This window comes from Collinsella sp. AF23-4AC (genome assembly GCF_003462685.1).
GTDB lineage: Bacteria > Actinomycetota > Coriobacteriia > Coriobacteriales > Coriobacteriaceae > Collinsella.
Map to the genome: position 1 here is coordinate 356,475 of NZ_QRVE01000001.1, position 14,903 is coordinate 371,377.

General features: G+C 62.1%; 9 protein-coding genes. 4 read left to right on the forward strand and 5 right to left on the reverse strand.

Annotated elements, in window-relative coordinates; genetic code table 11:
- Nucleotides 1-311 precede the first annotated feature (311 nt).
- The 4 genes from DWY05_RS01530 (at nt 312) to DWY05_RS01545 (ending at nt 3,957) form a co-directional block, all read left to right on the forward strand.
- The gene (locus DWY05_RS01530) at nt 312-2,648 is read left to right on the forward strand and encodes a cation-translocating P-type ATPase (RefSeq protein WP_117820428.1); all 2,337 of its coding nucleotides are present in this window, start codon (nt 312-314) and stop codon (nt 2,646-2,648) included.
- Nucleotides 2,649-2,800: 152 nt separating this feature from the next.
- Nucleotides 2,801-3,022 (forward strand): heavy-metal-associated domain-containing protein, encoded by a 222-nt coding sequence (locus tag DWY05_RS01535; protein WP_117794748.1) that lies wholly within the window; start codon nt 2,801-2,803, stop codon nt 3,020-3,022.
- 42 nt (nt 3,023-3,064) lie between these two features.
- Complete coding sequence (locus DWY05_RS01540) at nt 3,065-3,337, forward strand: metal-sensing transcriptional repressor (RefSeq protein WP_006235337.1); 273 nt, start codon at nt 3,065-3,067, stop codon at nt 3,335-3,337.
- Nucleotides 3,338-3,483: 146 nt separating this feature from the next.
- On the forward strand, nt 3,484-3,957 hold the full coding sequence (locus DWY05_RS01545; protein ID WP_117820427.1) for a hypothetical protein: 474 nt from the start codon (nt 3,484-3,486) through the stop codon (nt 3,955-3,957).
- A gap of 133 nt (nt 3,958-4,090) precedes the next feature.
- On the opposite strand, the gene DWY05_RS01550 is transcribed toward DWY05_RS01545, so the two are convergent.
- The 5 genes from DWY05_RS01550 to gltB form a co-directional block, all read right to left on the reverse strand.
- A complete protein-coding gene (locus tag DWY05_RS01550; protein ID WP_233503969.1) occupies nt 4,091-5,461 on the reverse strand; it encodes an amidohydrolase family protein in 1,371 nt (456 codons plus the stop codon).
- Nucleotides 5,462-5,756: 295 nt separating this feature from the next.
- Nucleotides 5,757-6,833 (reverse strand): hypothetical protein, encoded by a 1,077-nt coding sequence (locus DWY05_RS01555; protein ID WP_158563731.1) that lies wholly within the window; start codon nt 6,831-6,833, stop codon nt 5,757-5,759.
- Nucleotides 6,834-7,190: 357 nt separating this feature from the next.
- The gene (locus DWY05_RS01560; protein WP_117820424.1) at nt 7,191-7,898 is read right to left on the reverse strand and encodes a hypothetical protein; all 708 of its coding nucleotides are present in this window, start codon (nt 7,896-7,898) and stop codon (nt 7,191-7,193) included.
- Nucleotides 7,899-8,322: 424 nt separating this feature from the next.
- The gene (locus DWY05_RS01565; RefSeq protein ID WP_117820423.1) at nt 8,323-9,804 is read right to left on the reverse strand and encodes a glutamate synthase subunit beta; all 1,482 of its coding nucleotides are present in this window, start codon (nt 9,802-9,804) and stop codon (nt 8,323-8,325) included.
- A 5-nt stretch (nt 9,805-9,809) separates the two neighbouring features.
- A complete protein-coding gene (gene gltB, locus DWY05_RS01570; RefSeq protein WP_117820422.1) occupies nt 9,810-14,507 on the reverse strand; it encodes a glutamate synthase large subunit in 4,698 nt (1,565 codons plus the stop codon).
- Between the last annotated feature and the right edge of the window lie 396 nt (nt 14,508-14,903).

Consider the following 14,903-nt stretch of genomic DNA (forward strand, 5'->3'; position numbering starts at 1 on the left):
CCCGGGGCATCTGCTCCGAGATTGTCTCGATCTGTAACAAATACTCGGTAAAACGGGGTCTAGTTGTTACAGATCGAGACGTTAGTTTTCGGCTGAAATGTTTGTCTAAATCTGTAACAGCTATGGTTGAAAAACCGGTCCAGATGTTACAAATCGAGATGTTTGGCAGAGACGGCCACCGATTGAGCAGCCGCCCTCATCTGTAATGAAAAGTCATACATTCAAACTATTACTGAACACCCCCTGGGGGTATGGGTGTATAGTATCGGCAGGTTAACATTTCCAACACTTCGCCACGGAAAGGAGAAGTCGTGGCTCAAGATAAGTTCGACGTGGGCGGCATGACATGCGCCGCCTGCCAGGCGCACGTGGACCGCGCCGTGAGCAAGCTCGACGGCGTCCAGAGCGTCGCGGTCAATCTGCTCGCCGGCTCCATGTTGGTCGACTACGACCCCGCGCAGGTCACCCCCGACGATATCTGCACCGCTGTCGATCGCGCAGGGTACTCTGCCTCGCCCGTCGATGCGGGCGACGCCGGCCCAAGCGGCAGCGCACAAGCCAGGTCCGGTGCCGCCCATATGGAGCCGCCCACCAAAAAGCTGGAGGCCGCCGCCTCCGCCATGCGCACCCGCCTCATCGCCTCGATCGTCTTCCTCATCCCATTGTTCTATATAGGTATGGGGCATATGCTCGGCTGGCCGCTGCCTGGCGTCTTCACCGACCACACCCACAGCATGACGCTCGCCCTCACCGAGCTCGTCCTGCTCATCCCTATCGTCTACGTCAACGACGCGTACTTTATCAACGGTTTTAAATCACTCGCGCACGGCGCGCCCACCATGGACGCCCTCATCGCCGTCGGCGCCACCGCGTCCATTGCCTGGTCGCTCTACGCCATGTTCATCATGGCCGACCAGCTGGCCGCGGGTCAGGTCCACGAGGCCATGATGACGGGCATGGACAACCTGTATTTTGAGAGTGCGGGCACGATCCTGTCGCTCGTCACCGTGGGTAAATACCTCGAGACGCGCAGCAAGTCCAAAACCGGCGGCGCCATCGAGGCACTCATCGACTTGGCGCCCAAAACCGCGACCGTCGTTGCCGATGACGGCACCGAAACCACCGTCGACGTCGACAGCATCCTTCCCGGCCAGGTCCTGCGCGTGCGCCCCGGCGAGTCCATCCCCGTCGACGGCGTGGTGCTCGAGGGCAGCTCGGCCGTGGACGAGAGCGCGCTCACCGGCGAGTCCATCCCCGTGGAGAAGACCGCCGGCGACACCGTCAACGCCGCCACCGTCAATCGCACGGGCTCGTTTACCTTCCGCGCCACGCGTGTGGGCGCCGACACGTCGCTCGCCAAAATCATCAAGCTCGTTGAGGACGCCAACGCCACCAAGGCGCCCATCGCCCGTATGGCCGATAAGGTCGCCGGCGTGTTCGTACCCGTGGTGTTTGTGATCTCGGCCGCGACCTTTGCGGCGTGGATGGCACTGACCGGCAGTATGAACGAAGCGCTCACCTCCGCCGTGGCCGTGCTGGTGATCAGCTGTCCGTGCGCACTGGGTCTGGCCACGCCCGTCGCCATTATGGTGGGCACCGGCAAGGGCGCTGAAATGGGCATTCTATTTAAGAGCGCCGAGGCACTGGAGAACCTGCGCAGCGTGGGCACCGTCGTGCTCGACAAGACAGGCACCGTCACCCGCGGCAAACCTTGCGTGACGGACATTGTGGTGGCGACGCGCGCCGACGGCTCTCCCACGATGAGCGGGAAGGCGCTACTGAAGCTTGCCGCTGCGCTGGAACGCCAGAGCGAGCATCCGCTGGCAGAGGCGATTATGGCCGAGTGCGAGACACGCGGCATTGTCGCTCGCGCGGTTGAGGACTTTGCCGCCGTACCCGGACGAGGCGTTACGGCGCGCGAGGGGCAGAATATCATCGCAGCCGGCAACGTGCGTCTGATGAACGAGCTGGGCGCGGAGGTGCCCGCCGGTCTTGCCGAGCAGTTCGCTGCCGAGGGCAAGACGCCGCTGTTCTTTGCCAAGAACGGCGAGCTTGTCGGTACCATCGCCGTGGCGGACGAGGTCAAGGAGACAAGCGCCGGGGCCATCTCCGCACTGCGCTCGCTTGGCGTCGACGTGCGCATGCTCACCGGCGACAACCGCGTGACGGCCGAGGCCATCGCCCGCCGCGTGGGGCTGAGCAGCGAACAGGTCATTGCCGACGTCCTTCCCGCCGACAAGGAGCGCCATGTGCGCGAGTTGCAGGACGCAGGCAGCATGGTGGCCATGGTGGGCGACGGCATCAACGACTCCCCCGCCCTGGCGCGCGCCGACGTGGGCCTTGCCATCGGCACCGGTGCCGACATCGCCAAGGAAGGCGCCGACGTGGTGCTCATGCGCAGCGACCTCATGGACGTCGCCCGTGCCATCGAGCTTTCGCGCGCCACGATCCGCAACATCAAGCAGGACTTGTTCTGGGCACTGTTCTACAACGGCATCGGCATTCCGCTGGCGGCGGGCGTGTTCTTCCCGCTCACCGGGTGGCAGCTCTCGCCGATGTTTGGCGCCGCGGCCATGAGCCTGTCGAGCGTGTGCGTCGTAAGCAATGCACTGCGCCTGAAATCCTTTAAGCCCAAGACGGCGCGCTGAAGCACCCGACCTTGCCCCTCAAACCGTCGCTCGCGTACCCAAGTACGCTTCGCTCCTCTTTCGGGGCAATCTCGGGCACCTCAGCAAACCTTTAAGATGACGCTGTTCACGACTAAACTGTCAGATATTCTCAATCGATAAGGAGTACACCCATGCGTTACAAAATTAAGACTTCCGGCCTCATGTGCGGCCACTGCGATGCTACTGTCGAGACGGCACTGCTCAACGTGGCAGGCGTGACCGACGCCGACGCCGACCACGAGACTCAGACCGTACAGGTGGAGTGCGCCGACACCGTGACCGCCGAGCAGCTCGCTGCCGCCGTCGAGGGCGCCGGCGAGAAGTTCCACGCCCTTTCGGTGACCGCCGCGTAACGACCCGCACGTACCCCCCCCGACCAGAAACGAGGACCCGCCATGATGGCAGACCATAAATCGGTGACCCGCATGCTCAAGACGGCACGCGGTCAGATCGACGGCATCCTGCGGATGGTCGAGGAGGACCGCTACTGCGTCGATATTTCCACGCAGCTCATGGCAACGCAGGCGCTCATTGCGCGCATCAACGCCGACGTGCTCAAGGCGCATATCGAGGGCTGCGTGACTTCGGCAATCGAATCGGGCGACGAAGACCTCAAAGCCGCCAAGCTCGCCGAGATCGAACGCGTCGTCGACAAGCTCTCCAAGTAATTGGGGCATTGGGGACAGACTGCTTTGCACCATCTTGGTGTATCGGGGACAGGTACGTTTGCACCACATTGGTGCAGATTGACCTGTCCCCCTTGCTCTAAATCGGGTATAAAGGCGTGCAGCATATCGAACGAAAGGCAATTTGCATGAATGACTTTATGAAGGGTCGCAATGGTGCCGATGAACTCACCATCGTGATGGGTTTTGCCGGCATCGTCATCGCGATGATCGGATCGATAGCCCGCATCCAGTGGCTCAGCTGGATTGCCATCGCCGTAATCGTGATTGGCGTGCTGCGCGGCCTGTCCAAAAATATCGACGCACGTCACAAGGAGAACGAGGCCTTTGTCGCCGCGACTGCAAACGTACCCGGCTTGGGCAAGTTTGTAGCTAGCTTGGGCGGTGGAGCTGCAGCGGCCAACGCCTCGCGTGCAGCCGGTACTAGCAAGGAAGACTTTGAACGTGCCAAGCACACGGCCAAGAAGATGTGGAAGGGCCGCAAAACCACGGCCTATCTCAAGTGCCCCAACTGCGGCCAGATGCTCTCCGTTCCCAAGGGCAAAGGCAAGATCCGCGTCACCTGCCCCAAGTGCCACGCCAAGATGGAAACCCGCTCCTAGCGCCCGCACGCGGGACAAATTAATCAGGTTTGTTTGTCCCAAATCTTAAGTATTTGTTCGATAAAAAAGCCGAGGCCTCGTGTTGAGACCTCGGCTTTTTGTATGCGGCAACGGAGCTGCACCTTTGTCACATCTACGCCACACCGTCGCGGGCCAGCTCCTCGGCCAGCGCTTCGGCAGGCATGGCCATAATCGCGTCGAGCTCGGCGTCCACCTCGGGAATACGCTTCACCTTGAGCTTGCGTACCAGATCACCGCGACACATCACATGTATCGGCTCACGCAGAGCGCACAGGTCATCGAGCGGATTCTTGCGCGTCACCAGGATATCGGCGGCCTTGCCGCACTCGATCGTGCCGGTCTCGCCGCCCAGCCCCAGGAGCTCGGCATTGACCTGCGTGGCCGTATGCAGCGCAAAGGCGTTGCTCACGCCCACGTACTTGGCAAAATAGGCCACCTCGCGCCACATGTCGTACTGCGTCACGAACGGGCAGCTTGAGTCCGTGCCCAAGCCCACCTTAACGCCGGCATCCAGCGCCGCACGAGCACTCTCAATAATGCCCGAGCACACGATGTCGCCGTTCTTCTTTTGCGTGTCAGTCGAATGGGTCTTTTCCGGGTCGAGCAACACAAACGGCAGCGCCGGGCTGATTGTGCAGGTCACACTCGGCGCACGCCCCTCAAGCTGTGTACCCGCGGCGCCACGGTACAGCTCCAGGATCTCGGGAGTCATCGGGGCACCGTGCTCGATCGTATCGACACCGGCCTCAAGCGCGGCCTTCACGCCCTCGGTGCTCTCGACATGAGCCATAACCGGCAGGCCCACCTCATGCGCCGCCTTGCACGCCGCCGCGGCAACCTCTACCGGCATACGCAGCACGCCCGGCTCGCCCACCTCGGTAGCGTCGAACACACCGCCCGTCACGAACAGCTTGATGACATCGGCGCCGCGCGCATACAGGTCTCTCACCTGCTCGGCTGCCTCGACGGGGCTGTTGGCCACCTGGGCGAACAAGCCCGCGCCATGGCCGCCCGGCACCGTGACGCCCGTTCCCGGCGCTACCAGGCGCGGACCCTGATACTTGCCGGCGTCGATAGCGTCGCGCACGGCAATGTCGGCAAACAGCGGGTCGCCCGCGCCGCGCACCGTGGTCACGCCGCTTGCCAGCTGCTGCTGGGCACTGCCCTTAAGAATATGGCGCACGATGGCGCGCCCCACGGGATTATCGAGCTTCTTCATCAGCGCGCCCGCATCGCCCGCCGAAACCGGCTTGCCCGAGCCGCACAGGTGCACGTGCATATTGATGAGACCGGGCATGAGATACGCACCACCCAGGTCGATAACCTCGGCACCTGCAGGCGCCTGCGCCACAGCACTCGGCCCCATCCAGGTGATGACGCCGCGCTCAACAGTCACGGCCATATCGGGTTGCGGCTCCATATGCTCCGAACCATCCAGAATGGTCGCATTGATAAACAACGTGGAACGATCGGCAGATGCCATATCGAGCTCCTCCCTCACGATTAACTTGAACATTTGTCCATTATCACCTAATGCAGCGACCTAAAGTCGAGCATATCGGTTAACGGAAGGAAGAGGGGATGTGGGAGACGGAATACGCTGCAGCCCCACCCCAACGACACCAGGGAAATGTCTCGATCTGTAACAGGTACAGGGTTATTGGCCCCCTTGATGTTACAGATCGAGACATTCGGTCGACGTTTCACCGACTTGTCTCGATCTGTAACAATTACGAGCTCAAACAACCTCTAAACGTTACAGATCGAGACGAAACCTCTCAGCGCCCATACCACTGACGTCTCCACTCCTCAGCCAAATCGGGCCGTCGCGGAATACCCGCCAGCCTCATCTTCTCAACCAGCTTCCCCGGATTCTTGAGCTCATCAAACATAAACCGAAGCACCTTATGCCCGAGCATTGTCAGATGAGATTCCCGCTGACGCTCTGCCACGAATGGGTCGACCGACTCCCGGCTCTCGCCGCTCTGCAGGGTGTACTTCCCCTTTCCGTCCAGTTCGCCAATCACGCACGTTCCGTCCTCGAGCCGCCAAAAATAGTCGACGCGAAACACCTGGCTCGGATCGAGCGGGTCGCGAAACTCCACCTGCAGCTCCGGAACCGGAAAGCCGTACGCAATAAAGAATGCTCGGAACCGAGACTCGCCGCCGTTTTCGGACAGCCCGTCTGCATACGACGCAATCACCTTTGCCCTGCGATACCCTCGCCTGCCCTCGCAATCGGCGCGGAGGCGCTCGCACAGGTCATCGCGCGATACGCCCTTTGCTCGCAACGCAGAATCGGCAATCGCCAGGCCATACGAAAACGGCGCGCGCAGCAGGCAATCCTCTACCGTGCGCCAAAACGGCGTCACCCGCACGCCGTCGACTTGTTCAAGCGCACCCGCCGCCTGCGGACGCGACAGTCGGCATCCTGCACTCAGCGGCACCGAGCAACCTGTCTTAACAAGAAATCGCGGCCCGAGCAGATCATTCGGCACCTCCAGACCCCACAAAAGGGCCGCGTCATAACCCCAAAACGCCCAATCTGGATGAAACTCCGCAAGCCCTTTGACGGTACGCAGCGCTCGCTCCGCCGGCGTCAGTACACCCCAATCATGTTGAAAGCAAAACAAATACGGCTCGGGCTCCGCGATATCGTCGGTTCCAACATGGCGTCGCAGCCACATGAGCTCGGTATTGTCATGCGTTGCGAGCAGCGCACCTTGCTTGGCCGTCTCCGTGAGCCGCGCGAGCATCCTATTCCGCGCCAACGTGTTGCGAGTCGCATGTTTGTGTTTGAGAACGGTGTTAGGCACTTTCATCACCACCACGTCAGACAAATGGACCATCGTCACCTTTGCCTCCGCTGACAAATGTCTTGATCTGTAACAGGAAGACAGTCTTTGAGCCTCTAGTTGTTACAGAACAAGATCTTTCGGCAGCCGCCAACCTTCCGTCTCAATCTGTAACAGGTAGGTCGAATTTTGGCCTGTAGCTGTTACAGATTTAGACATTCCCCCAACCAGGTGCCAAACGTCTCGTTCTGTAACAGTTAGACGTTCTCCAGGCCCCTAAACGTTACAGATTTAGACAAACCAGCGGCGCCCAAGCATTCGTCTCGTTCTGTAACAGGTAGACCGGTTTTTCGCCCCTAAACGTTACAGATCGAGACACAAAGGCAGAAGGCAAGGCAGGCGACAACTGCCCATCCCCTACTCCCATTCCTGCTCGTAAATATTGAGCGACTTCACGTACCGCCCCTGGGCGCCCATGATGTCGCGGACCAGGCGCAAAAAGAAGCTGATGCACGAGGTGTCGAAACCGTCCTCCAGGTCCTCGGGATGCACCGCGCCCGGCCCGTCGACCGCCGTGTCGCTCAGGCGCGCGATGTCATACAGGTAGAGCTGCCCCGCCGTCAGCCAGACATCGTCGACGCACGCGAGTCGCACCGCAATTGCGCCATCGTTCCAGTGCTCCTTTTGCACGATATGTGGGTCGTAAACGTCAAAGCGACGGTCGGTGCGCGCGTCCTTCAGCACGACCATGCCAGTCGCGGGATCCTTGTCCAAAATGCCAAAGCGCGAGAAATACTGCGTGTCACGCATCTGCTTAAGTCGCCTGAGCGAAGCAGGAGAAATTGACGCTGGCGGCTCGTCCACATACAGCTCCAACAGCGTCTTGCCGTGGTAATAGGGGCGCTCAAACAGCAGCCAATCGGTAAACGCCATGTTGTAGGCCATGATTTCGTTTTGAGAAGGTTCCTCGCAATAGCTGAGCCACGGATCGACGATAATCTCGAACTGCTCGCGCGCCGGCTCCAGGAATTGAAACTTCCGCAGCATCCAAAAGTGAGCCATGTCGGCAATATCGCTGCCGACGGCTCCAGCCAGCTCTGCTCGGTCAAAAACTTGGTCAGTCATGGCATCCTCCTCAAACTGATGGACCTCAATTTGAGCTTACGAGGAGGGCGAGCAACCGAGGCAAGCGCGGGCAAAATAGGCCTTCGACTGCAAACCAGATGCTGACCAAACACTTGACGAAAAGCTTGACCGAAAATGCGCACCGCAACAAAATCGCAGGTAGACATAGACAGCCAACCAACCCTTTTGAGCCAGATGCCCGCAGCCACCACAGAAACAACAGGTGACCACAGCTCAAGAAGTCAACAAATGAACACCCGCACGTCGACAAACGAGCAAACTGCTCGCAAATCCGCAAGGAGTGTCCCCGAATGCCGACAGAAAAGGAACGTCCCTAACTGTCGGCACTTAGGGACGTTCCTTTTGTGCCGGCAGTTAGGGACAGCCCTTGCCGATTCGATTGTTGAATATCTCCGTGACTACTTTACAGCTCCAGCGCCTCGGCGACTTCGGCTGCACAGGCCAGGGCATCGGCCATGGCACTCACCACGAGCGAGCTGCCGTTGCGGGCATCACCCGCCACATACACCGGCGCGGCATCCGCGGCGACACCCTCCGTGCGAGCCGCGAGATGCGAGCCCTCAGCAGCCATCACCGGCAGCGGACGACCAGCGGTGGCAACAGGCACGCTCACCGCATCGAACACGCCGTGCTCCGGACCCGTAAAGCCGCAGGCGATGAGCACCAGCTGCGCCGGCACCTCGTGCTCGGAGCCCGCGATGCGCTCGGGCTTTCCCGCCGACCAGTCCAGATCGACCACGCGCAGACCCGCAGCCGCACCCTTCTTGTCCAGCAGCACCTCGAGTGTATCCACGGCCCAGGCACGCATCTCGCCACCCATCGCAGCGATAGCCTCCTGCTGGCCGTAATCGGTCTTCTTAACGTTGGGCCACTGCGGCCAGGGGTTGCCTGCCGCGCGCTTATCGGGCGCAGCCGGCAAGAACTCAAACTGGCGCACGCTGCGCGCGCCCTGACGCACAGCGGTACCCACGCAGTCGTTGCCGGTATCGCCACCGCCAATGACCACGACGTCCAGGCCGCGCGCGTCAATAGCAGGCTCACCGCCATCGAGCACCGAGACGGTCGAAGCCGTCAGGTAGTCCACGGCATACACCACGCCCGGGGCATCAATGTTCGCAGCCGAAAGCCCACGCGGAGCACGGGCGCCGGCAGCCACCACGACGGCGTCAAAGTCGTCGAGCCCGGCGGTAACCTTGGGATCGCTCACGTCGGCGCCCAGCTCGAACACAATACCCAGCTCGCGCATGAGCGCCACGCGACGCTCGACCACAGACTTCTCGAGCTTCATGTTGGGAATGCCGTACATGAGCAGACCGCCGGGGCGGTCGTCGCGCTCAAACACCGTCACGCGGGCGCCGCGACGCGCAAGCTCCCATGCAGCCACCAGACCAGCCGGTCCAGAACCAACCACGGCGACCGTGGGCGCATCCTCCCCTGCCGGCTCAAAGCGGCGCGGGCCGCCGTTTGCCCATTCATGGTCGCTGATCGCACGCTCGTTGTCATGGATCGTCGTGGGCTGGCCGTCGACCGAACCCAGGTTGCACGCGGCCTCGCACAGCGCCGGGCACACGCGGCTCGTAAACTCAGGCATGGGTGAGGTGAGCGACAGGCGCTCGGCAGCCTCATCCCAGCGGCCGCGGTACACTAGCTCGTTCCACTCGGGAATCAAGTTGTGCAGCGGACAGCCGCTCGGGCGCGCCTTGCCAAAGCTCGCGCCCATCTGGCAAAACGCCACGCCGCACATCATGCAGCGGCTCGCCTGAGCACGGCGCGCGTCGTCGTCGAGCTCCACGTACAGCGGATCGAAATCGCGGCTGCGCTCCTCCACGGGGCGAAGCTCGTGGGTCACGCGATCGATATCAAGAAAAGCACCGGGCTTACCCATGGCACTTACGCCTCCTTCTTGGTCGAAGCAACAGAGCTGGCGGCGGCGGGCACAGCACCAGCGACACCACCCGCCACATCGAAGCGAGCGACATCCGCGGCACTCGCGCGACCGGTCACAATGTCAAACGCCAGCTCCTCGGCCTGCGCATGCGTCTTGCCGACGGCCTCGGCGGCGGCGACAATCGCCAGCACACGCTCGTACTCGGTCGGAATGACCTTCACAAAGTGCTTGCTCATCGTCTCAAAGCTGTAGAGCAGCTTGATGCCGCGCGGGCTCTGCGTCGCGTCCACGTGCTCCTGGATGAGCTCGCGAATCTGCGCCAGCTCGCCGGCCGTCGGGGCCTTGAGCTCAACGCTCTCGTGGTTCACGCGGGCATCGAGCGTGCCGTACTGGTCAAAGACATAAGCCACGCCACCCGTCATGCCGGCAGCGAAGTTCTGCCCGACCTCGCCCAGGATGAGCGCCAGGCCACCCGTCATGTACTCGCAACCGTGGTTGCCGCAACCCTCGACCACCACAGTGGCACCGGAGTTGCGTACGCCAAAGCGCTGGCCGGCCAGGCCGTTGATGAAGCCACGGCCGCTCGTGGCGCCAAAGAACGCAACGTTGCCCACGATGATGTTCTCGTCGAACTTGTAGGTCGCATGCGGGTTGGGGCGCACCGACACCTCGCCGCCCGAGAGGCCCTTGCCAAAGTAGTCGTTGGCGTCGCCGCATACGTTGAGCGTAATGCCGCGCGGCAGGAACGCGCCAAAGCTCTGACCGGCCGAACCATCGCAATCGATGGTAATGGAGCCGGCGGGCAGGCCCTCGGGATGTGCCTTGGTCACCGCGTTACCCAGGATGGTGCCCACGCAACGGTTGACGTTGGCGATATCAGCGCGGAAGCGAATCGGACGCAAGTGGGCACGGGCATCGGCCGTATAGGGCACGAACAGCGTGGAGTCGAGCGTCTTGTCGAGCTCGCTGTCCGCGGCCATCTGCGGCAGGAAGTGACGACCGTCGGCACCCGGGATATGGGCACCGAACTCGCAGGTCGCGCTTGCCAGCACAGGCGACAGATCCAGCAGGTTAGCTTTGCGATTGCCCGGGACCTCGATCTGGCGCAAGCACTCGGGATGGCCGACCATCTCGTCGACGGTGCGGAAGCCCAGGCTCGCCATGATCTCGCGCAGTTGCTCGGCAACAAAGAGCATAAAGTGCTCGACGTGCTCGGGCTTGCCGCGGAAGCCGCGACGCAGGCGGCAGTTTTGCGTGGCGATGCCGGCGGGGCAGGTATCCTGCTGGCAGTCGCGCTGCATGAGGCAGCCCATCGAGATGAGCGGCATGGTCGCAAAGCCAAACTCCTCGGCGCCCAGCAGGCAGGCAACGGCGACATCGGTACCGTCCATGAGCTTGCCGTCGGCCTCGAGCACCACGCGCGAGCGCAGGCCGTTTTGCAGCAGCGTCTGCTGGGCCTCGGCAAGGCCAAGCTCCAGCGGCAGACCGGCGTGCCAGATCGAATCGCGAGCAGCGGCACCCGAGCCGCCATTGTGGCCGCTGATCAAGATCTTGTCGGCAGCACCCTTGGCAACGCCGGTGGCGATGGTGCCGACGCCCGCCTCACTGACCAGCTTGACCGACACGCGCGCGCCGGGGTTGGCGTTCTTAAGGTCGAAGATGAGCTCGGCCAGGTCCTCGATAGAGTAGATGTCGTGGTGCGGCGGAGGCGAGATCAGGCCGATGCCGGGCGTGGACTGACGGACCTCGGCAATCCAAGGGTAGACCTTCTTGCCGGGCAGGTGGCCGCCCTCGCCGGGCTTGGCGCCCTGGGCCATCTTAATCTGAATCTCGAAGGCGCTGCACAGGTAGCGGCTCGTCACGCCAAAGCGCGCACTTGCCACCTGCTTGATCGCGGAGTTCTTGGAGTCGCCGTTGGCCAGCGGGGTCTCGCGACGCGGGTCCTCGCCGCCCTCGCCCGAGTTGGAGCGTCCGTGCAGGCGATTCATGGCGATGGCCATGCACTCGTGCGCCTCTTTGCTGATGGAGCCATACGACATGGCGCCGGTGTTAAAGCGGCGGACGATGTTGAGCGCGGGCTCGACCTCGTCGAGTGCCACCGGGGTGCGGCCACTGGCATTAAAGTCGAGCAAGTCGCGCAGGCGCACGGCACGGCCGGTGCGGTGCAGGCGGGCGCTGTACTCCTTAAAGGTGTCGTAGCTGTCCTCACGGCAGGCGGTCTGCAGCAGGTAGACAGTCTGAGGGTCGATCAGGTGATCCTCGCCACCGAGCGGGCGCCACTTGGTCAGACCCAGTGTGGGCAGCTGATCGGGAGCCGGGCTCTTAAGGATGGCGAGCGCGGCGTCGTAGCGCTCGTTTTGCTCGCGCTCAACGTCCTCGACACCCATACCGCCCACACGGCTCACCGTGCCGGCGAAGTACGCGTTGACGAACTCCGGCGTAAAGCCCACGGCCTCGAAGATCTGCGCCGAATGGTAGCTCTGCACCGTGGAGATGCCCATCTTGGACATGATGGAGACGATGCCGGCAGTCGCAGCCTTGTTGTAGTTGGCGATGCCCTGCTCGGCAGAAACGTCCAGATCGCCGCGCGCCGCCAAGTCGCGAATGCACACATGTGCGTTATACGGATAGATGCCGCTTGCGGAGTAGCCCACCAGCGCCGCAAAGTCGTGCGGAGACACGGCATCGCCGCACTCCACCACGATATCGGCAAAGGTGCGCACGCCGGCGCGGATCAGGTGGTTGTGCACGCAGCCCACGGCAAGCAGCGACGGCACGGGCACCTCGCCCGCTCCGGCGCGATCGCTCAGCACCACAATGTTCACGCCGTCGCGGACCGCAGCCTCGACGTCCTCGGCAAGCTGCTTGAGCGCAGCCTGCAGCGCGCCCTCGCCGGCATCGCGGCGGTAGACGGCACGGAAACGGCGGGTCTTAAAGCCCACGCGGTCGATGGCGCAGATGCGATCGAACTCCCCCTCGCTCAGCAACGGGCGCTCCAAGCGCACCAGCTGACAGGCCGTGCGGGAATCCTCGAGCAAGTTGCCGTGGTTGCCCAGGTAGAGCGTGGTCGAAGTCACCATATGCTCGCGCAGGGCGTCGATCGGCGGATTCGTGACCTGGGCGAACAGCTGATAGAAGTAGTCGAAGAACGAGCGCGTCTTCTTGGACAGGCAGGCCAGCGGCGCATCGATACCCATCGAGGCGAGCGGCGCCTTGCCCTGCTGGGCCATGGGACGCACGACCTCGTCGACGTCATCCCAGTGATACCCAAGCTTAGCCATGCGCACGGCGGCGGGCACCTCGGCGTCCTCGGCGGGCGTTGCCGCAACGAGCTCATCGAGCGCGTCAACGGTCAGCGTCTCCTCGGCAATCCAATCACGGTAGGGCTTTTCCTTAGCGTAACGGGCGCGCAGCTCGTCGTTGTAGATGACGCGACCGCGGGCAAAGTCGACCTCGAGCATCTGGCCTGGTCCCAGGCAGCCGCTCGTCAGGATGTTCTCGGGGCTCACCTCGATGGTGCCCACCTCGCTTGCCAGCATAAAGCGACCGTCGCGCGTCACATAGTAGCGGGCAGGACGCAAGCCGTTACGGTCGAGGGCGGCACCCAGCGTGCGACCGTCGGTAAAGGCGATGGCCGCCGGGCCATCCCACGGCTCCATGAGCATGGACTGGTAAGCGTCGTAGGCGCGGCGCTCCTCACTCAGGCTGTCGTTGTGGTCCCACGGCTCGGGCAGCAACATGGACGCGGCACGCGTGAGCGGGCGACCGTTCATGACCAAAAATTCGAGCACGTTATCCAGAATCGCGGAGTCGGAGCCCTCGCGGTTGATGATGGGCATCACGCGCTCAAGATCGTGCTGCAGCACGGGGCTGTACAGGTTGGGCTCGCGGGCACGAATCCAGTTGACGTTGCCCTTGAGGGTGTTGATCTCGCCGTTGTGGATGATAAAGCGGTTGGGGTGCGCGCGCTCCCAGCTGGGCGTGGTGTTGGTGGAGTAGCGCGAATGGACGAGCGCCACGGCCGTCTTGACGGCGGCATCGTTAAGATCGATGAAGAAGCGGCGCATCTGCGTGGCGACCAGCATACCCTTGTACACGATAGTGCGCGAGCTCATGGAGCACACATAGAAGATCTTGTCGCGCAGGGCAAACTCGGCGTCGGCCTTCTTCTCGATGGTGCGGCGGCACACGTACAGGCGGCGCTCAAAGGCGTCACCTGCCGGCGTGTCGTCCGGACGGCCCAGGAAGGCCTGCAGGATAGTAGGCATGCAGGCGCGGGCCGTCTCGCCCAGGTCGTGCGGGTCGACCGGCACCTCGCGCCAAAACAGCAGCGGCACGCCGGCCTCGGCGCAGCCCTCCTCAAACACGCGGCGGGCATCCTCTACGCCCTTGTCGTCCTGCGGGAAGAACAGCATGGCCACGCCATAGTCGCCCTCTGCCGGCAGAATCTGGCCGCACTTTTGAGCCTCTTTACGGAAAAAGTGATGCGGAACCTGGAACAGGATGCCAGCGCCGTCGCCGGTGTTCTTCTCGAGTCCCGTGCCACCACGGTGCTCCAAGTTAACCAGAATGGACAGTGCGTCGTCCAGGATCTGGTGATGGCGCTCGCCGTTGATATCGACAAGCGCGCCGATGCCACATGCATCGTGGTCGAATTCGGGGCGATAAAGGCCCTGCTGCTGAGCGGAATCTGCCTGCATCGCGATCCTCCCCTAGATATTAGACAGTCAGTTGAATAGGCATACTAGGAGCATCGCCGGCCCGTTGTGTTTCCCGCCCGTTTCGAAACAATCGCGTAACGCACGCCCTACGAGTGGACACCGCCGACCTCAAGGACAACGACAAGGGCCCCAAGTTCGACCTGTAAACTCACCGCTTCAAACATCTCAATCTGTAACAGGAAGGTCCGGTTTTGGCGGTCAGCTGTTACAGATCGAGATTTTCCATAGGACCATTTCTTCCTGTCTCGATCTGTAACAGCTAGACCCAATTTCCATCCCTAGTTGTTACAAATCAAGACATTTCGGCACCCCCCCTCACCATCCTATTCAAATACAACAATTCTGTTAGTCATGGTTAACTTTTGAGCCTAAAAC

Excerpts from the sequence above, each read along its gene's own strand:
- DWY05_RS01560 (WP_117820424.1), bottom strand. The coding sequence starts at position 7,898 with ATGACTGACCAAGTTTTTGACCGAGCAGAGCTGGCTGGAGCCGTCGGC.
- DWY05_RS01550 (WP_233503969.1), bottom strand. The coding sequence starts at position 5,461 with ATGGCATCTGCCGATCGTTCCACGTTGTTTATCAATGCGACCATTCTG.
- DWY05_RS01565 (WP_117820423.1), bottom strand. The coding sequence starts at position 9,804 with ATGGGTAAGCCCGGTGCTTTTCTTGATATCGATCGCGTGACCCACGAG.
- DWY05_RS01535 (WP_117794748.1), top strand. The coding sequence starts at position 2,801 with ATGCGTTACAAAATTAAGACTTCCGGCCTCATGTGCGGCCACTGCGAT.
- DWY05_RS01540 (WP_006235337.1), top strand. The coding sequence starts at position 3,065 with ATGATGGCAGACCATAAATCGGTGACCCGCATGCTCAAGACGGCACGC.
- gltB (WP_117820422.1), bottom strand. The coding sequence starts at position 14,507 with ATGCAGGCAGATTCCGCTCAGCAGCAGGGCCTTTATCGCCCCGAATTC.
- DWY05_RS01545 (WP_117820427.1), top strand. The coding sequence starts at position 3,484 with ATGAATGACTTTATGAAGGGTCGCAATGGTGCCGATGAACTCACCATC.